This is a genomic window from Fulvivirga marina (genome assembly GCF_016775155.1).
Classification (GTDB): domain Bacteria; phylum Bacteroidota; class Bacteroidia; order Cytophagales; family Cyclobacteriaceae; genus Fulvivirga; species Fulvivirga marina.
In genome coordinates this window covers 66,087-85,026 of sequence record NZ_JAEUGD010000003.1, presented here as the reverse complement: position 1 = coordinate 85,026, position 18,940 = coordinate 66,087, and the positions used below count along the sequence as shown (strand labels likewise).

Sequence of the window (18,940 nt, the reverse complement as noted above, 5' to 3'; positions counted from 1 at the left end):
AGTTTTAAACATTTCCTAAATATATTTGTAGTCCTTTTTCAAGGGTCAAAATTTTATTGAAGAAACTATTCAATTTCAATGAGTACAGTTATCATAACATCTATTGTAGCATTTACAATAATCATCCTCATACTGGTTTTCATATTGCTCTTTGCACAGTCAAAGTTGGTGCAATCGGGACCTGTTAAAATTACTATAAATGGTGATTCGGGCAACCCTATTGTAACTACTGCCGGTTCAACGTTACTTTCTACCTTATCTGCTCAGAAGATATTCTTACCTTCTGCCTGTGGTGGTGGTGGTACTTGCGCCATGTGCAAATGCGTAGTTGAAGATGGTGGAGGAGACGTATTACCGACAGAAGTTGGTCACCTGAGCAGAACTGAGCAGAAAGAAAACGTAAGGCTGTCTTGTCAGGTAAAAGTAAAGCAAGATATGCAGATTAGAATACCGGAAGAAATCTTCGGTATTAAGAAGTGGGATTGTGAAGTGGTATCCAACTACAACGTTTCTACCTTCATTAAGGAATTCGTTATGAAACTGCCAGAAGGAGAAACTTTGGAGTTTGAAGCAGGTGGTTATGTACAGATCGACGTACCTGTTATCGAAGTGAAATTTGCTGACATGGACATAACTCCTAAACCGGAGCTTGGACACCCTGATGATGTATTTCAAAAGGACTGGGATAACTTCAAAATGTGGGATCTGGTGATGAAAAATGATGAAGAGATCTTCAGAGCTTATTCTATGGCCAACCACCCGGCGGAAGGAAACATTGTGATGCTTAACATCAGAATTGCGACTCCTCCTTGGGATAGAGATGCAGGTAAGTTCATGGATGTAAATCCTGGCATCTGCTCTTCTTATGTATTCTCAAGAAAGCCCGGAGATAAAGTTACTATTTCAGGTCCATATGGTGAGTTTGCCATAAACTATACTGATAGAGAAATGATATACATCGGTGGTGGTGCAGGTATGGCTCCTTTGAGAGCCCAAGTCTTCCACCTTTTCCATACCTTAAAAACAGATAGAAAAGTATCATACTGGTATGGTGGACGCTCTAAAAAAGAACTTTTCTACACTAATCACTTCAGAAAAATTGAAGACGAGTTCCCAAACTTCCAGTTTAACATAGCACTTTCTGAACCTTTAGATACTGACAACTGGAAAGTAAAGAAAAGCCTGGATGATAAAGAAGGCGATGGATATCTTGGGTTTATTCACCAGGCACTCTACGATAACTATCTGAAAGATCACCCGGAGCCGGAAGAAGTAGAGTACTACCTATGCGGACCTCCATTGATGAACGCTGCAGTACTGAAGATGTTAGACGAAATGGGTATCCCTCCTGAAAACATCAGATTTGACGACTTCGGAGGCTAAACCGAAACATATAAAGCCCTAAAGAAACCCTTTAGGGCTTTTTTTATACACAAGTTTGTATAGCATCGCTCTTTCAGCCATGTAACAAAGCATAATTTCAAAATCTCTATCCTGCTTTTTTATTATAGCAGCAAAAGCGTATTTTTATTTAAAATATACTGACTCTATGGACCTTAAAATATTTTTCTCTCCTTTGGATGAAGAGCACTTTTTACATATCAGACACTCCAATAGCTTTTACAAAAACATCAAGGTCAATACCGAACGTATGCCCGATTATCGAGATGCCGACATAGCCATTGTAGGCATCAATGAAGAGCGTGGAACGGTGATCAACAAAGGTACAGCATCAGCAGCTCTGGAAATAAGGAAAAAACTTTACAACCTTAAAAAAGGATATGGCCCCTATAAGATAGTTGATATGGGTACACTTCGTAATGGTGTTGACCTGGAAGAAACTTATGGCCGCATCAAAGAGGTCTGTCAGATTTTAATAGAAAATAATGTACTTCCATTACTAATCGGAGGATCACATGACCTCGATTATGGCCAGTTTCAGGCTTACGAAGGAATGGATAAGTTAATAAGTCTGCTTAATGTGGATGCTTTTTTGGATATGGAAGAAGGCGTAAGCCAGCCACCCCACTTGCAGCACATTCACAAAATCCTGCTACATGAACCTAACTATCTATTTAACTATAGCCACTTGGCCTATCAAAGCTATCTCATTGACCAAAATGCTATCAATATTCTTGAAAAGCTATACTTCGAAGCATACCGCATTGGCCATTTAAGATCCAACATTAAGGAGATGGAGCCAATTATACGTAATGCTGATATGCTATCTTTTGATGTGACTTCTATCAAGTCAAGTGATGCTCCCGGCACAGCTAATGCTCAGCCCTTTGGCCTTACAGGTGAAGAGGCCTGTCAAATTTGCTGGTATGCAGGATTAAATGAAAAGCTAAGCTCCGCAGGCTTTTATGAGTACAACCCAGAGCATGATGATGATCTTAAAAAAACAGCCTCTGTAGTAGCTACCATGATCTGGTATTTTATAGAAGGATACTATCACCGTAAAAATGATCAGAACTTTAAAAACAATGATTATCTCAAATTTGTGGTTTCTATGCCTTCTGATCCTGAAACACTATGTTTTTACAAAAGTAAGTTAAGTGAAAAGTGGTGGATGGAAGTGCCCTACCCTCATGGAAAAGAAAAGTATGCACGCAACTGTATCATCCCATGCTCGTATTCAGATTATCAGGAAGCCACCAAAGGTGAACTACCTGAAAGATATATCAATACCCATGCTAAACTGATATAAGACGCTTGTATTATGAAAAACCTAATCCTTTTGGCCTCTGGCCTACTACTATTCAATTGTTCCCCAAAAACTGAAGATCCTAACCTTATTGTCAATAAAACCATTGAATTGGCAGGAGGAAACAATTATAATAATGTCGAAATAGAATTTACATTCAGAGGAAGAGAATACGGAGCAAAAATAAATGATGGTAACTATGAGTATGTCCGCCTATTTAAAGACTCGGCAAATCTATACAGGGATGTACTTAACAACAATGGCTTCTACAGGGAAACAAATGGCAAAAAAGCTGACATCCCAGATTCCATGGCTGTCAAATATTCAAACTCCGTCAATTCAGTCATATACTTTGCCCTACTTCCAAAAGGACTAAATGATCCAGCAGTAAACAAAACATACTTAGGCTCTCATAAAATCAAAGAAAAAGAGTACCATAAAATCAAGGTTACTTTTAATAAAAACGGTGGTGGAAAGGATTTTGAAGATCAATTTATCTATTGGGTTGATAAGGAAAATTATAAAGTAGACTACCTTGCTTACCAATATTACACGGATGGGGGAGGGTTCCGCTTCAGGGAAGCTTTCAATAAAAGGACTGTCGAAGGCATCAGTTTTGCAGATTACATTAATTACCGACCAAAACCAGATGTACAATTGGACCTAGAAAAGCTTGATGACGCGTTCTCTGCGGGTCAGCTTGAAGAATTGTCAAGAATTGAACTGGAAAACATAAAGGTTAATAAACTTTAACGCTGTCGTGATCTTACAATCTTCATTACTGTAAAAAGTATCACAGGCATAGCAATCAACTGCATAACAGTCAGCCTTGACAGGTCATTGGTTAACTCCTGCCCCAGTGCAGAATAAACAGCCTTAAAGATGTTGTTCACCCCAATGATCAGCACGAAGTCCAGAATAAATATAGCAAGAATATTTAAGGGCATGCTATTTATGTAGTTACCCATGAGTTTTGCATTATTAGCTTGAACAATTAAAAGCAATGCCACCACTGGCAAAATCATACCGTTCATAGCTTGAGCTGCAATAATGATGGGAATAGGCTTTACCTCAGCAATACCAAACCCTAACCCCGTAATCAGCACAACGAGCCATACCCATTTATAAATAGCACGACCTTTATGCGGCACAACGCTTTTCGCCAAAATACCGGCTGCTAAAGGTGCGGTAATAGAGGATGTGAAACCTGCTGCAAAAAGACCAAATGCCAGCATCATCTTAGCCCAGGAGCCTAGCTTCTCCCCCATTACCAAAGCAAGGTTGTAAAATGACATCTCACCATTGATCTGGGCACCTGCAACAAGTATGGCTATTGAAACCAACCCTCCAAGTACAATCGAAACACTAAGCCCAAACCGCATAGTACCAATAGCCTGTCCTTTGCTAAGGCCTGACCCCAAAAAGAGGTTATACGGCACTATGGTTGTCCCAATTAATCCCAAAACCAACCATTCTGAGCCATCGGGGATAGTTGGTATCAGCCCCCGGACTATTTCTGCCTTATCGACTTCAACTTCAAGGGCAACATATATAAACGCTATTCCCATGATTGCTACAACCATTCCTAAGATATTAGCCAATATTTTCACAGTACCCCACCAAAGTAACATACCACAGATCAAGCCTATTACTAAAGTTAAAACTTGCTTATCAACATCTATCAACAGCCTTATCCCTTCTATAGCTCCAAGAATATTCCCTGCCTCATAAGCAGCACAGCCAAGAATAACTCCGAAGGTTATAAAGTACACAAGCTTAGCCACCCCACCATTGAGTTGCTTTAATGTCTGGCCAATTTCACTACCAGTAGCAATAGTAATCCTGGCTGCCATTTCCTGAAGCACAATACATGCAACAGTTGCAAAAACAAGTGCCCAGACCAATTGGAACCCAAACGATGCCCCAGCAGAAGAAGCGGAAGTTAGTGTACCCGGACCTATAAAAGCAGCTGAGATTACGGACCAAAATAAAATACTAAGTAATCTGGATTTCACTGATTTCATTCTTCGAAAGCATTTTAGAGGTTATTATTCATCATTTTAAAGTACTAAAATTTAGCTACTTTAACTTGTTAGGCTCAGCGAACTCCACATCTTAATTTCACATTTATGAGTGTACTCATCAGACAAACATTCTTACTGGCTGCTTTAATTATCTCATCCGTATCAGAATCCATAGCGCAAACAGCTCCATGAATAGCACTCAATACTAAGGGTCATTCCGGGGAAATAAGTAATTTCTCATTTTCTCCTGATGGTGAAAAAATAATTTCGGTATCAGAAGACAAAACTATTAGGATTTGGAGTTCCAAAACTGCTCAGTTAATCAATAAATTCGAAAGTGAAATTGGCAATGGCCCGGAAGGCATGTTCCATGCTTCGCCCATTTCTCCCGATGGAAAGATGCTGGCTGTTAGTGGGTATCCTGTCAATAGCGAAAATGAAAATTACATACTCATCATCGACCTTGAAACAGGCAAGCAGATATCCACAGCCACTTAATGGAAAGGCAGATTCGGGGGGTAACAAAATCACTGTAAATGAGCTAAAGATATTTATGGAAGAACGAGTTCCAGAATTAAACGATCAATACGGGGGACAGGCTCAATACCCAACAGGTTTTGTACATGGCAACGATTTTCCAATTAGCCTATTTTCAGAGGATTAAGAGAGAAGTACTATTCATGTTAAAGCCGTATATCTGGGCTCTCATGCCACAGATGCAAACACAAATAAATTGCCCTATTTTAAGAAGAGCCGCGCTACTATTGCAGTAAGAAAACCATGGAGAAACATAGATTAGAAAAAAATAATATGCGCAATCGAAAAAGAGTATCAAATTTTCATGTAAGATTTTCAGCAAAAACAGACATTTGAGTATTAAAACTGTGTAGTCTAACACCCCTTTGATTGAATATTTTCTGTAATCATCTGACAAGTGCGCACCTAATAAAGCACACTATCAGTACTTTGATATATAAACCATCATCCTTGATGATTCTTACCTCAATGGAGAAGGTAATATTTTGTCAGGTTATTAACCTTCCCTTAAATATAGAGCTGAAAAACATAAAAGTCTGAACACATTTATTAATCTTATATTCATCTTAAAATAATGTATTGTATTATAGACTGTAAAGTAAGTTTAGTAAGGGAAAACATTTTATTTTTAGAATTAAATTTTAGATATTGCGCAGTTGAAAGAATAGTACAAGTAGTATATTCTTCTTCAACCTAAACCCCAAGGATCAACTGATCAAATGATCATGCTTGACCTGTAAACCAGAAAAGGGAGCTATGCTCCCTTTTCGTTTGTCCTACCAAAATTAATATTTCAGGAAACCTCTTCAGACAGTGCTCTATACTCCTCTATGAGAGTCTTTACAATCTCGCTCACGGGACGAATAGCATGAACATGCTCAATAGAAGGTCCCGCACACCAAAGCGTCTTATATGTAGCACTAAAGGCTGCCTTTTCCAGGGATTTCATTCCTTTATAGAAGGTTAACATCTTGGCATACTTCTTTAGGCCTTTATTCTTGTTTAATATCGATTCCAACCAGTTCTGCTTAGTGCCAATTTCCTGAACATACGGAGTATTGATTACCGTACATGGTGTTCCTGATAATCTATCTGTCATTATTATATCTTTGGCTCCATAATCAACTATAGCCTGTTTATACTCCTGCGACACACCCGCTTCCTCTGACGCTATAAAAGGGCTACCCATAGAAACTCCGCATGCGTCAAGCGCAAGTACATTGAGCAACTCCTGACCAGTGGCCACACCACCAGCAGAAATCACCGGAATATTACAGGTTGCTTTCAAAAGAGGGATTAACTCATCAGCAGGCATAGGACCTGCATGACCTCCTGCTCCGGAATTAACAGCTATTAAAGCATCAGCCCCAAGGTCCTCAACCTTTTTAGCGTATGTTTCTTCTGTTACATCACAAAAAACCTTTATCCCCTTTTTACGACAAGCCTCTATCACTTTGCGGGGACTTCCCAATGAGGTGATAATAAAATCGACTTCATATTCAACGCATGTCTTAAGTTGTTCTTCAAGACGGTAATTGGACTTGTTAACAATTAGGTTTATACCAAACGGCCCACCTACTGATTCCTTTATTTCTGTAAGTGCCTTCCTGAATTCTTTATCTGTACGATAATTAAGTGCAGGAATAGTTCCCGTAATCCCTGCTTTAACTGCTTCAATGGTCATCGCGGCATTAGAAACCAAAAACATGGGAGCCATAATAATAGGATACTTAATATTTAGCATCCTGGTCAACTCCGTATCAATTTTTTCCATTTATTCCGTATTTATCTATTAAATAAACCAAAGCCGCCATACTGGCAGCTCCTAGCTCAAGCTCTCTTTTATCTATTTTATCAAATGTATCTGCAGTAGTATGATGAAGATTAAAATAACGTTGTGAATCGGGCAAAAACCCAAACAACGCCGTACCTTGCTCCTCTAGAGGTCCAATATCTGCACCACCTCCTGACTGGCCAAAGTCATAGATTCCATAGGGTTCAAACAAGGGCTTCCAACCAACAAGTTGATTATAAGCTTCTTCACTTCCCGTCATAGTAAAGCCTTTAGGTGTAAAGCCTCCCCTATCCGATTCAATGGCAGCATGATGCCTTTCATTGTTTTCCTTGACCCATTGCGCATATTTAAGACCACCTCTCAAACCATTCTCTTCGTTCATAAACATCACTGCCCGTATAGAATGTTTTGGCCTATACCCAATATTTTTTAATATGCGCAGCGTCTCAATGGCCTGAACACACCCTGCACCATCGTCATGGGCTCCATCACCAAGATCCCATGAGTCCAAATGTCCACCCACTACAATATATTCATCAGGGTTCTCCAAACCTCGTATTTCCCCAATAACATTGTATGACAACACATCAGGCAACATTTCGCAATGAGCCTCAATATACAGTTTTAAACCAGCCTGAGATTTTATACTCTTGCTTAGCAAATTAGCAGAATTAGTACTTATGGCAAATGCTGGAATTTGTTTTACTCCATCTTTATATATCAAGGTTCCAGTATGTGGGATATCATCATCATTGGATGCCATGGACCGTACTACAACCGCAAGTGCTCCCAGACTTGCAGCTTCTGATGCTCCATAAACTCTCTGATCGACCGCACCACTATAGGCTTCAAACGTACTTATATGTGTTGGATCCATGGGGCGGTTAAAAAAAACGACCTTTCCCTCTACATTCTTCTTACCAAGTTTTTTAAGAGCCTCTATACCATCAACTTCTAGAATATTGGCAACTATACCCTGATCACCGGTACCTACTGAATTGCCAAGTGCACAAGCGGCAAGCTCAAAAGCACCATATCTTTCGGAATTAATGACTCTAACAACTTCTTTTTTTCCCCTTACCCAGTGAGGCACCATTACCTCCTGTAAAAACACTGTATCAAATCCCAATTGAGTCATCTTTTGCCGGCTCCACTCTACAGCGGCGGCAGCTTCGGGAGACCCACTCAAACGACCTCCAATTTTATTACTCAGATAATCTAACATCTCATACGAGTGCCCATTGGTCAGTGCGTCATCAAATATATTTTTCAGCATATCACCATCTGACTGGCTGAATACTTTAAAAGGGAACAGAATTATTACTCCAAGAAAGAGCAGCAAATACAATCTTCTCATCAATGTGGTTAGGTTTTATTAAATCTCTCAATAGTTCTTATTTCCTACGCGTTTTTCTTTTTCTTGCATTGGTTTTCTTTTTTGACTTATCACCAAAACGCTTTTTTTTCTCATGGAAGGCACCTTTAAAATCAGGATTTTCCCTTCTCTTAAAAGCATCAATATCCATCTCAATATCAATCCTTTCCTGACGGGGTGTTTCTGTTATCTCAATAACATCAGGTAGAGCCTTCAGTGGTATTTCAGCTCTTATAAGCTCTTGTATTTTACCGATATGAAGCATTTCTGCCTTATTGGCAAAGGTCAGTGCTACACCTTCGTTTTTAGCTCTTCCTGTTCTTCCAATCCTATGCACATAGTCTTCATAAATGATTGGGACATCAAAATTAATAACATGGGAAACCATGCTAACATCAATGCCGCGCGCCGAAACATCTGTAGAAACCAGGACCTTCAACTCCCCTTCTTTAAACTCATTTATAGCATTGATCCTGCTATTTTGCCCCTTATTGGAGTGTATGACACGTACAGGACCGAGTCCCTTTCTATCCAGGTATTTAAATACATTATCTGCCGTTGACTTGGTTCTGGTAAAAACCAAAACCCGGTTAAACTCCTCTTGCTTCAGCAGATATTCAAGAAAGTTTATTTTAGTTCTCATATTAGGCACCTGATACAGCTGCTGTTCAATGGTGTCAGTGGTAGTGGCTTGAGGAGCTACCTCTACAATCTCCGGAAATTCGAGAAACTCCTCAGAAAGTTTTAAAACCCTTTCGGCCATAGTAGCTGAAAAGAGCAAATTTTGACGCTTAACTGGAATTACCTCCAATATCTTCCTAATTTGAGGCATGAACCCCATATCCATCATTTTATCTGCTTCATCAAGCACAAGCGTTTTTATAAGCTTTGTATTTAACTCTCCTTTCAAGTAAATATCCATGAATCTTCCAGGAGTAGCCAGCACAATATCGACCCCCTTCTGTATACTCTCAATTTGAGTTTTAGGCCCAACTCCTCCATACAAAGAGGTATAACGAATATCCAGATAAGTGGAAAACATGTTAATATTCTCCTCTATCTGTAAAATAAGCTCACGGGTGGGAGCTAATATTAAAGCTCGCGGATCATTCCCCTGGGCATACTTTATTTTCATTAGTATAGGCAGTACAAATGCTGCTGTTTTCCCAGTACCTGTCTGCGCAATACCCATAACATCATGTCCAGAGAGTACAAGAGGTATTGCTTCTTTTTGAATTGGAGTAGGCTCTTGAAAACCGAGTTCCTCAATTGCATTTATAATTTGCCTGTTTAATTTAAAATCTTCAAATGACTCTATTTCCTTACTCATAAATCACAAGGTTTATTTGCTGCTTGATCGCGAATGCCTGTAATTTGCAATTAATATCGCTGAGCCAATGTATCGGATATAATATTATCTCGCATAAATTGGGAAGTATTTACAGCCTGCTTGTTAAACATCTTACATCATCAGGCATGTATTCCATTCAAAACAACTAGACGCGCATGAAATCGATATTAATTACAAATGCCCAAATAATTAATGAAGGTAAGACCTTTTCTTCTGATATTCTTATCAAAGGTGAATTTATACACAAGATTGCCAGAGAGATCAATGCCTCCGAAGCAAATAAAGTAATTGATGCAAAGGGTGCATTTGTATTACCTGGTGTTATTGATGATCAGGTCCATTTCAGAGAGCCGGGCCTGACGCATAAGGCAAATATATATACTGAGTCGCGCGCAGCAGTTGCTGGCGGAGTAACTTCATTTATGGAAATGCCTAATACCGTACCTAATACATTGTCCCAGGAGTTACTTGAAGAGAAATATGAAATAGGAAAAAACACCTCTCTCTCCAACTATTCTTTTTTTATGGGAGCCAGTAATGATAACATCGATGAAGTCTTAAAAACACCTATTGATAGGGTTTGCGGCATAAAAGTCTTTATGGGATCATCAACAGGCAATATGTTAGTTGATAATGAAAAAACGCTTGAAAATATATTCTCAAAAGTGGATATGCTTATAGCAACGCACTGTGAAGATGAAGCTACAATAAGAAGGAACACAGAAATATATAAAGAAAAATATGGAGAAGATGTCCCCATCCAATGTCATCCATTAATCCGCAGCGAAGAAGCTTGCTACAAATCTTCTTCAATGGCCGTAGCCTTGGCTAAAAAATATGGCACACAACTGCACATTCTACACATTTCAACAGCTAAGGAGCTAGGTCTTTTTGATAATTCAACCCCCCTTAAAGATAAGAAAATAACTGCGGAAGCATGTGTACACCACTTATGGTTTAATGACGCAGACTATGCGCAAAAAGGTACGCTGATCAAGTGGAACCCAGCAGTAAAAACAAAAGCTGATCAGGAAGCTATACTTCAAGCTGTAATTGATGGCAGAATTGATGTAGTGGCTACTGACCACGCTCCTCACACTTTTGAAGAAAAGAACAATTCCTATTTCAAAGCGCCATCTGGCGGCCCACTTATCCAACACAGCTTGCCGGCTATGCTAGAGTTATATCACGAAGGTAAAATTACTTTAGAACAAATAGTAGAGAAGATGTGCCACAACCCAGCAATTCTATTCGACATAAAGAAAAGGGGGTTTCTTCGTGAAGGTTATTATGCCGACATTGCTATAGTTGACTCAAACCAGCCCTGGACTGTCGACAAATCAAATATTCTCGCAAAATGTGGTTGGTCACCTTTTGAAGGACAGACTTTCAAATCCTCAATAACACACACGTTTGTATCCGGACACTTAGCATATGAACAAGGTCAATTTGATGAAAGTATTAAAGGCAAAAGACTTTTATTTGAAAGATAAAAATTTTTATTTCTATAAATATTTGTAAATTCACAACAACTATCTACATTTGCACTCCCAATAGGGAAAATGGTGGTTGTAGTTCAGTTGGTTAGAACGCCTGATTGTGGTTCAGGAGGTCGTGGGTTCGAGTCCCATCTTCCACCCTAAAAACAAAAAGTCTTTCTCAAAAGAAAGGCTTTTTGTTTTTTACACCCCTCACTACGAACCAAGAGATCATAGAGCAGCCTAAACCTAACTATCACAATTGATTTTAAGATATTGCTTGATAGCCCAATCCCCTACAATTTCAGCCTCAAGTTATATATTTAGAAATATTGTCTTTTTTCTTATTTATATATTGGCTATGTTCGAAGGATGATGCCTTCCCATAAATTCACTACCCTTGAACTAAAAGACCAATTAAAAACATTGTTTTTAGAAGGTAGTTTTATTGTCTCTATTCGGTATTATGGCTATAAAATAAACCTATACCTGCTCAACAATTTTTATGTTGAAGTTTTCTACAACCACAAACATGATCTCATTGAAAAAGTACAACCTTTAGAGAAAAATCATACCCGGATGAAATTCTACTCTGACCAAATTAAGCTTCCTGGGGATTTGATGTACTGAAAACCCAACTCCCATATTACACACCATAACAAAAGCACTGCGCAACCATTAAGTGCACTCTGAAGTTTTGATATAAAACAAAAAGGCCACCCTTATGGGCAGCCCTTCTATAATCTGTTTTGGTAAAGTTAAGCCGTTGCTGTTTCCTCAGACTGAGCTGTGTCATGCAACATACCAATTTTGAAATTCTTCTTAGCCTTATACCCACAGTATCCACATTCAAAATGTTTCAGAAGCTCTCCCTCTTCTGTAGAAGATGGAGCCTTTAAAATCTCCTCTCTTGAAACCCTGAATGTCTGATAGTTACACTCAGGACACTGTAATGCATGCAGGTGCCCAGCATACTTTTCAATTTTAGTATACCCTGTTTCTTCATCCACCCAAACATCATAATCAACAGAGTAGATTTCTTCTTCAGCCTGCATACCCTCATCCAAATAAACATCCTCTTCCTCCTCACTCAAAAGCTTCATAGGCTTCCCTGTTTTAGGGGAAATTCTTGGCTTGTACCTCAACTTCTTCAGACGCTTCTCAATATAGAAAGGGTAGTAAAACTTAAGTAGATTTTGGATGATAACACCTATAATCAAACCCATAGATATAGTAACAAATACTCTCACGAACAGCCACAATACCCCTAACTCAGCTATAAATGAATTAGCATAAAGACCTCCTGCGATAATAATCAATATGCTACCTATCAACAAAATGCTTATTTCACTCCGGTTAATATAATCGTACTTGCTTTTAGAATCACTTGTAGCCGTTAGTTTGAGAAGATGGCCTAATAAAACAAGAACTGCTAAGCCCGTCAAACCGTAAGCAAGATACTGCGCCCACGTATTCCAGGTATCAAAAGATTGTATCGGGGTTTCTTCCATGGCCTATTATTTTTTAAAGGTATTGTAAGGTTATGTTAAACAAATAAAATTTATTTAAAGGACAATTTAAAAATATCTCTCCAATTTTAATATTCTTTGAGAAAAAAAAGAACAAATAATACACAGTAACGGGAGAGTGTTGAAATATCTCCTCAATTATAAGAACAAAAATACTTTTATAATAAAAAAAATTACTGCTATTATTAAATAATAAAACTTTCAACAATAAAAAAAGGGCGCCAGGCCCTTTTTTATTGCCATTTATAAAATATTATAGCGTTCTTTTCGTTTCACGTTCTTCGTAACTTTCAATGACATCTCCCTCTTTGATATCATTGAAGTTCTTTATACTGATACCACATTCATATCCATTTTTGACTTCATTTACATCGTCTTTGAAGCGCTTTAATTGCCCCATTTCTCCAGAGTAAACAACAATACCGTCACGGATCAATCGGATAGGGTTATTGCGCTTGATGTAACCCTCAGTAACCATACAGCCAGCTACTGTACCAACCTTGGATATTTTAAATACATCTCTAACTTCTACGTTACCAACAATAACTTCCTCCACTTCAGGATCAAGCATCCCCTCCATGGCATCTTTCACATCATTGATAGCATCGTAAATTACAGAATAAAGTCTGATCTCTATCTCTTCATTTTCAGCAAGTCTTCGAGCTGAAGCAGATGGTCTAACCTGGAATCCAACTATTACCGCATCAGAGGCAGAGGCAAGCAATACATCAGATTCTGAGATTTGCCCCACTGCTTTATGTATGATATTTACCTGAATCTCCTCTGTACTTAATTTTAGCAGTGAATCAGAAAGAGCTTCTACAGAACCATCTACGTCACCTTTTACAATAACATTTAGTTCTTTAAATGAACCAATCGCAAGTCTTCGCCCGATTTCATCAAGTGTAATATGCTTCTTGGTTCTTATACTTTGCTCCCTAAGTATCTGCTCTCGCTTCGTGGCAATCTCTCTGGCCTCCCTGTCAGTTTCCATGACGTTAAATTTATCACCAGCCTGAGGAGCACCATCAAGACCTAACATCTGTACCGGTGTGGACGGCCCAGCCTGATCCATCTTCTTACCAGTGTGATCAAACATAGCCTTTACTCTACCATGATAAGCTCCGGCAAGTATAACATCACCAACCTTCATCACACCACTTTGTACCAACAAAGTAGCAACATAACCACGTCCCTTATCCAGTGAAGCTTCAATCACAGTACCCACTGCATTTTTGTTGGGATTCGCTTTTAACTCAAGTAATTCAGCTTCAAGCAATACTTTCTCTAATAACTCATCGACACCTTGTCCTGTTTTTGCTGAAATTTCCTGACACTGGTATTTACCTCCCCAATCTTCAACAAGTATATTGATGTTAGAAAGCGCTTCCTTGATTTTATCCGGATTAGCATTTGGCTTATCCACTTTGTTTATAGCAATTACAATTGGCACACCAGCTACTTGAGCATGATTAATAGCCTCTTTAGTTTGTGGCATCACGTCATCATCAGCAGCCACAACAATAATCACTATATCTGTTACTTTAGCACCACGGGCACGCATTGCTGTAAATGCTTCGTGACCTGGTGTATCTAAGAATGCAATTTTTTGTCCGCTGGAAGTCATTACATCATAGGCACCGATGTGCTGCGTAATTCCCCCTGCCTCTCCTGCTGTTACCTTAGAGCTTCTGATAAAATCAAGCAATGATGTCTTACCATGGTCAACGTGTCCCATGATAGTTACAATCGGTGCTCTATGCTCCAAATCTTCCTCTGAATCCTCATCTACAGCAACCTCAACTTCGTCATCTGTTGAAGTAAACTCTACATTAAAGCCAAATTCATCAGCAATAACTGTTATAGATTCAGCATCAAGTCGCTGATTAATAGAAACGAACATACCTAAGCCCATACACGTTGAGATAACGTCGTTTACGGATACATTCATCAAAGAAGCAAGATCGTTAGCAGAGATAAACTCGGTAACCTTTAGTGTTTTTGACTCCTGCTCTTCTTGTAGCATCTGCTCTTCCTTAGCCTCAGCTATGGCAGATCTTTTTTCTCTTCTATACTTGGAGCCTGAACTTTTCTTTTTGGTACCGCTTAACTTAGCAAGAGTAGCTTTAATTTTATCTTGAATTTCCTTATCGGATGGTTCCTCCTTTTCAGCTCTCGCTCTTCTTGGTTTACCTCGATCTTGAGTATCCTGCCTAGGGATCCTCTTTCTCGGCCTCTTTTTCTTTTTCTGCTCTTTTCTATCGTCAGAAGAGGCTACAGGTTTATCTTTCTTTTTATCTTTTTCGACAGGCAATTCGATCTTGCCCACTACTTTAAGTCCTTTTAATTTGTCAGCCTTAGCCTCAATAACTTGTGATTTTTCAGGCTCAGCTTTAGGCTCTACTTTTTTCACTTCTTTAGCCTTTGGTTGCTCTTTCTCAACCTCCTTAGGCTTCTCTTTATGTTCTTGTTTTTCTTTTACAGCTTCGGGCTGTGGAGCCTTAGAATGCACATCCTTTTTGGGTTCTTCTTTCTTAGGCTCTTCCGCCTTAGGCTCTACTTTCTTGGGTTCTTCTTTCTTAGGCTCTTCCGCCTTAGGCTCTACTTTCTTGGGTTCTTCCGCTTTTGGTTCCTCTTTTTTAGGCTCCTCCTTCACTTCCGGTTTTTTAGGCTCTTCTTTCTTCTTACCCAAGTCTATCTTCCCTAACACTTTAATGCCTTGTAACTTAGGCTTTTCATGTTCAACCTTTTCCGGTTTTTTCTCTTCAGCGGGTTCCTCTTTCTTCTCTGCTTTTGCTTCAGGATTTTTGCCAGCAGAAAGGTTCTTTATAAGTATATTTTCTTCGTCATCCGACTTCTTCGGAGTATCGCTTTCACTGTCAATAACCACATGCTCATTATGCTTAGTCCCGATAGTCAGCCCGGAAGCCTCCTCTTTCTCAGAAGCAGACGCAGCAAACTCCTTAGATAACATAGCAAACTGTTCACCTGTTACCTTAGAATTGGGGCTGGTGTCTACTTCAAAGCCCTTGTCTGCAAGAAAATCTATAATTGTAGTCCTACCTACATTAAGCTTTCTAGCGACTTGACTAAGCCTCATGGTTTTTTCTTCTGACATACTCAAATATCCCTTTTTTTTGTGATTATAAAAAATTTGTTATTCGAACTCTTGCTTTAGAACCTTCTTCACATTCGCTATAGTCTCTTCCTCTAAATCAGTTCTTCTACCAAGTTCTTCGTTGGTTAATGCCAATACACTTTTTGCAGTATCCAACCCTACACGCTTAAGTTCATCAAGAACCCAATCTTCAATTTCATCTACGAATTCATCCAGATCCACATCCTCCTCTTCAAAGTCTCCAAGCTCTCTGAACACATCTATTTCCAAGCCTACAAGTTTACTTGCAAGCTTAATATTCTGACCACCTTTACCTATTGCCAAAGAAACTTGGTCAGGCTTCAAATATACAGCTACACGTTTCTCCTCTTCATTTATTTTTATACTTGTAATCTTGGCCGGACTTAAGGCTCTTGTAATATAAAGATCAAGATTCTCCGTATAGTTAATTACGTCAATGTTCTCATTTTGCAGTTCACGCACTATACTATGAATTCTTGACCCTTTCATACCCACACATGCCCCAACAGGATCAATTCTGTCATCATAAGACTCTACAGCAACCTTTGCTCTCTCACCTGGTTCTCTTACTACCTTCTTAATGGTAATCAGACCATCGTATACCTCAGGAACTTCACTTTCGAAAAGTCTTTCCAAAAATACCGGACTGGTTCTTGAAAGGATAATTTTAGGATTTCCATTGATCATCTCCACCCGATCTACAATTGCACGAACCTGATCCCCTTTTCTAAATCTATCTTTTGGTATTTGTTCATTCTTAGGAATAGAAATTTCATTTCCCTCCGCATCTATCAACAATACCTCTCTACTCAATATTTGGTATACCTCTCCAGAAATAATTTCCCCAACAAGGTCTTTATACTTTTGAAAGAGTATATCCTTCTCAAGATCCTTTACCTTTTGGATTAAGGTTTGCCGAGCCGTCATTACTGCTCTTCGTCCAAAATCAATTAATGTAATTTCTTCCGCTACTTCTTCTCCTATTTCAAAATCGGGCTCAATTTTTCGCGCTTCACTCAAACTTATCTTGTCATGATCCCATATATCTTCAGAGTCGTCATCCACAATTTCTCTAAATCGCCATATTTCCAGGTCACCCTTATCAGCATTAATAATTATATCAAAGTTCTCATCCGTCTCAAACTTCTTCCTTATCATAGTCCTGAATACATCTTCCAGGATACGAATCATCGTAGGTCTATCTATGTTTTTCTGTTTTGCAAAGTCTGCAAACGACTCAATTAATACAGCGGTATCCATTTTTCTTTTATTTAAATGAAATCTGAACTATAGTTTTGTTAATTTCTGACAAAGGTATTTCTACCTCTTTATACTCTGTTTTTTTTCCCTTTTTCACTTCTTGATCAACTACAATTTTGGTTTCGTCTGCAGATTTCAAAATACCTTTAACCTCTTTCCCCTCCTTTGGAATTACCTTCACACTTCTATCAATGTTTTTCTTGTATTGCCTGATTGATTGTAGGGGATAATCAACTCCTGGAGAAGAAACTTCTAACCTAAAGGCTTCTTCGATCAAACCTTTTTCTTCCAGCTCGTTTCCGATGGCACGGCTCAGATCTGCACAATCATCAATTGTAACACCCTGGTCACCATCTAACAAAACCAGCACTTTTTTAGGTCCCTTTGAAGAAGAAATAACCACATCCACAAGAAAATGATTCTTGTCAGACAAATTATTTTCTGCAATTTTCGCTACCTGTTCCTGTAAATTCATAGTGAAAAAAGAATATAAAAAGAGGGGACTTTTGTCCCCTCAGAACTAATTTTCTATTTTCAATTGCAAATTTACAGCAATTTATTTGCTTTACAAACTATCTCTCAAACAAACTAATAACAAAACTTTTCCGTTGTTAAGAAATTATATCATTATTTTAGCCCTTTGTATCTAAATAGATTTATTAATGGTTATAAAAAACAAGCCCAAGCATTATCTAAGCTTATTATTTGCCTCCTCGTTATTAATACTTATAGCCTGCGACAGCAACAAGAAAAAAGAAACTCACACCACCATAGAAGAAAAAACTGTTCAAGTTCCTAATTTCAACGCTGACTCAGCTTATCAGTTCGTTAAAAGACAAGTAGAGTTTGGCCCAAGAGTCCCCAATACACCAGCACATAGGCAGGCAGGTGAATATTTTATTAATAAATTTAAGGCATACGGCGCCAAGGTTCAAACACAGGACTTTGAAGCTACCACATTTGACAATCAGTCCCTGAACCTTAGAAATATTATTGCCTCATTTTACCCTGAAAAAAGAAAAAGAATCCTACTGGCTTCACACTGGGATTCGCGACCATTCGCGGACAAAGATCTTGAGCGCCCTAATGAGCCTATTGCCGGGGCTAACGATGGCGCTAGCGGAGTAGGCATTTTATTGGAAATTGGTCGTGTACTAAGTAAAAACAGTGCCCCCGATGTAGGCATAGACATAATTTTATTTGATGGAGAAGACTGGGGAGAGCTAAACAATGGGCAAAAGATTGAGCCGCCAGCAAACCTTGACAGTTGGTGGTGCCTTGGTTCGCAATATTGGTCAAAAAACAAGCATGACAAAAACTATTCAGCATATTACGGAATACTTTTTGACATGGTAGGAGCTAAATACGCCCAGTTCCCAATGGAAGAAAGCTCACTGTATTATGCTAGGTCTATCGTTGAAAAAGTATGGAGTAGAGCTGAAAAGCTCGGGTTCTCAAATTACTTCATTAGAAAGCAGCCTGGCGGCATAACTGATGATCACGTTTTTGTGAATGAGTATGCCAAAATTCCTATGGTTGACATTGTTCACTTCGACCCAGTAAATGGATACTTTGGGGATTTCCATCATTCTCACAAAGATGATATGGAGATCATTAGCAAAGAAACGTTGAAAGCAGTGGGACAAACAACCATGGCCGTGATTTACTATGAGTAAACACGTTATCTAAAAAAGAAAAGGGAGCCCGATGAACCAGGCTCCCTTTTTAATTTGACCTTTGTCCCG

15 protein-coding genes and 1 tRNA gene are annotated in these 18,940 nt (G+C 38.9%); 8 read left to right on the top strand and 8 right to left on the bottom strand.

Annotation, left to right across the window (positions count from 1 at the left end; genetic code table 11):
• Positions 1 to 78 precede the first annotated feature (78 nt).
• The 3 genes from nqrF (at position 79) to JMN32_RS01640 (ending at position 3,460) form a co-directional block, all read left to right on the top strand.
• Entirely contained in the window at positions 79 to 1,383 is a 1,305-nt protein-coding gene (gene nqrF, locus JMN32_RS01650; RefSeq protein WP_202854538.1) for an NADH:ubiquinone reductase (Na(+)-transporting) subunit F, read from the top strand.
• Positions 1,384 to 1,549: 166 nt separating this feature from the next.
• Positions 1,550 to 2,710 (top strand): formimidoylglutamase, encoded by a 1,161-nt coding sequence (locus JMN32_RS01645; protein ID WP_202854537.1) that lies wholly within the window; start codon positions 1,550 to 1,552, stop codon positions 2,708 to 2,710.
• A 12-nt stretch (positions 2,711 to 2,722) separates the two neighbouring features.
• Entirely contained in the window at positions 2,723 to 3,460 is a 738-nt protein-coding gene (locus JMN32_RS01640; RefSeq protein ID WP_202854536.1) for a DUF6503 family protein, read from the top strand.
• On the opposite strand, the gene JMN32_RS01635 is transcribed toward JMN32_RS01640, so the two are convergent.
• Positions 3,457 to 4,731 (bottom strand): Nramp family divalent metal transporter, encoded by a 1,275-nt coding sequence (locus JMN32_RS01635; protein ID WP_202854535.1) that lies wholly within the window; start codon positions 4,729 to 4,731, stop codon positions 3,457 to 3,459. The genes JMN32_RS01640 and JMN32_RS01635 overlap by 4 nt on opposite strands.
• A gap of 192 nt (positions 4,732 to 4,923) precedes the next feature.
• Here JMN32_RS01635 and JMN32_RS27670 point away from each other — a divergent pair, with 192 nt between their 5' ends.
• Together JMN32_RS27670 and JMN32_RS01625 are read left to right on the top strand one after the other, a co-directional pair.
• The gene (locus JMN32_RS27670; RefSeq protein WP_202854568.1) at positions 4,924 to 5,229 is read left to right on the top strand and encodes a WD40 repeat domain-containing protein; all 306 of its coding nucleotides are present in this window, start codon (positions 4,924 to 4,926) and stop codon (positions 5,227 to 5,229) included.
• A complete protein-coding gene (locus JMN32_RS01625; protein ID WP_202854534.1) occupies positions 5,168 to 5,395 on the top strand; it encodes a hypothetical protein in 228 nt (75 codons plus the stop codon). The genes JMN32_RS27670 and JMN32_RS01625 overlap by 62 nt, the downstream gene beginning before the upstream one ends.
• 666 nt (positions 5,396 to 6,061) lie before the next feature.
• Here the strand turns inward: JMN32_RS01625 and JMN32_RS01620 are convergent.
• Genes JMN32_RS01620 through JMN32_RS01610 form a run of 3 tightly spaced genes read right to left on the bottom strand, consistent with a single transcriptional unit; the run spans position 6,062 to position 9,768 of the window.
• The gene (locus tag JMN32_RS01620; RefSeq protein ID WP_202854533.1) at positions 6,062 to 7,042 is read right to left on the bottom strand and encodes an NAD(P)H-dependent flavin oxidoreductase; all 981 of its coding nucleotides are present in this window, start codon (positions 7,040 to 7,042) and stop codon (positions 6,062 to 6,064) included.
• Positions 7,029 to 8,420 (bottom strand): M28 family peptidase, encoded by a 1,392-nt coding sequence (locus JMN32_RS01615; RefSeq protein ID WP_202854532.1) that lies wholly within the window; start codon positions 8,418 to 8,420, stop codon positions 7,029 to 7,031. The genes JMN32_RS01620 and JMN32_RS01615 overlap by 14 nt, the downstream gene beginning before the upstream one ends.
• A 37-nt stretch (positions 8,421 to 8,457) precedes the next feature.
• Entirely contained in the window at positions 8,458 to 9,768 is a 1,311-nt protein-coding gene (locus tag JMN32_RS01610; RefSeq protein WP_202854531.1) for a DEAD/DEAH box helicase, read from the bottom strand.
• Between the two features lie 176 nt (positions 9,769 to 9,944).
• Here JMN32_RS01610 and JMN32_RS01605 point away from each other — a divergent pair, with 176 nt between their 5' ends.
• Both JMN32_RS01605 and JMN32_RS01600 read left to right on the top strand, forming a co-directional pair.
• Positions 9,945 to 11,282, top strand: coding sequence for a dihydroorotase (locus JMN32_RS01605; protein ID WP_202854530.1), 1,338 nt, complete (start codon positions 9,945 to 9,947; stop codon positions 11,280 to 11,282).
• 71 nt (positions 11,283 to 11,353) lie between these two features.
• Positions 11,354 to 11,429: transfer RNA gene (locus tag JMN32_RS01600), tRNA-His, on the top strand.
• A gap of 596 nt (positions 11,430 to 12,025) precedes the next feature.
• Here the strand turns inward: JMN32_RS01600 and JMN32_RS01595 are convergent.
• From JMN32_RS01595 to rimP, 4 genes are all read right to left on the bottom strand, one after another.
• Positions 12,026 to 12,778 carry a hypothetical protein gene (locus tag JMN32_RS01595; RefSeq protein WP_202854529.1) on the bottom strand — a complete coding sequence of 251 codons (753 nt, stop codon included), beginning with the start codon at positions 12,776 to 12,778 and terminating at the stop codon, positions 12,026 to 12,028.
• A gap of 271 nt (positions 12,779 to 13,049) precedes the next feature.
• The gene (infB, locus tag JMN32_RS01590; RefSeq protein WP_202854528.1) at positions 13,050 to 15,914 is read right to left on the bottom strand and encodes a translation initiation factor IF-2; all 2,865 of its coding nucleotides are present in this window, start codon (positions 15,912 to 15,914) and stop codon (positions 13,050 to 13,052) included.
• 39 nt (positions 15,915 to 15,953) lie between these two features.
• Positions 15,954 to 17,195: a transcription termination factor NusA gene (gene nusA, locus JMN32_RS01585; RefSeq protein WP_202854527.1), complete on the bottom strand. Its 1,242-nt coding sequence runs from the start codon at positions 17,193 to 17,195 to the stop codon at positions 15,954 to 15,956.
• Positions 17,196 to 17,202: 7 nt separating this feature from the next.
• Positions 17,203 to 17,670: a ribosome assembly cofactor RimP gene (gene rimP, locus JMN32_RS01580; protein WP_202854526.1), complete on the bottom strand. Its 468-nt coding sequence runs from the start codon at positions 17,668 to 17,670 to the stop codon at positions 17,203 to 17,205.
• Positions 17,671 to 17,857: 187 nt separating this feature from the next.
• Here rimP and JMN32_RS01575 point away from each other — a divergent pair, with 187 nt between their 5' ends.
• A complete protein-coding gene (locus tag JMN32_RS01575) occupies positions 17,858 to 18,871 on the top strand; it encodes a M28 family peptidase (protein WP_202854525.1) in 1,014 nt (337 codons plus the stop codon).
• Positions 18,872 to 18,940: the final 69 nt, after the last annotated feature.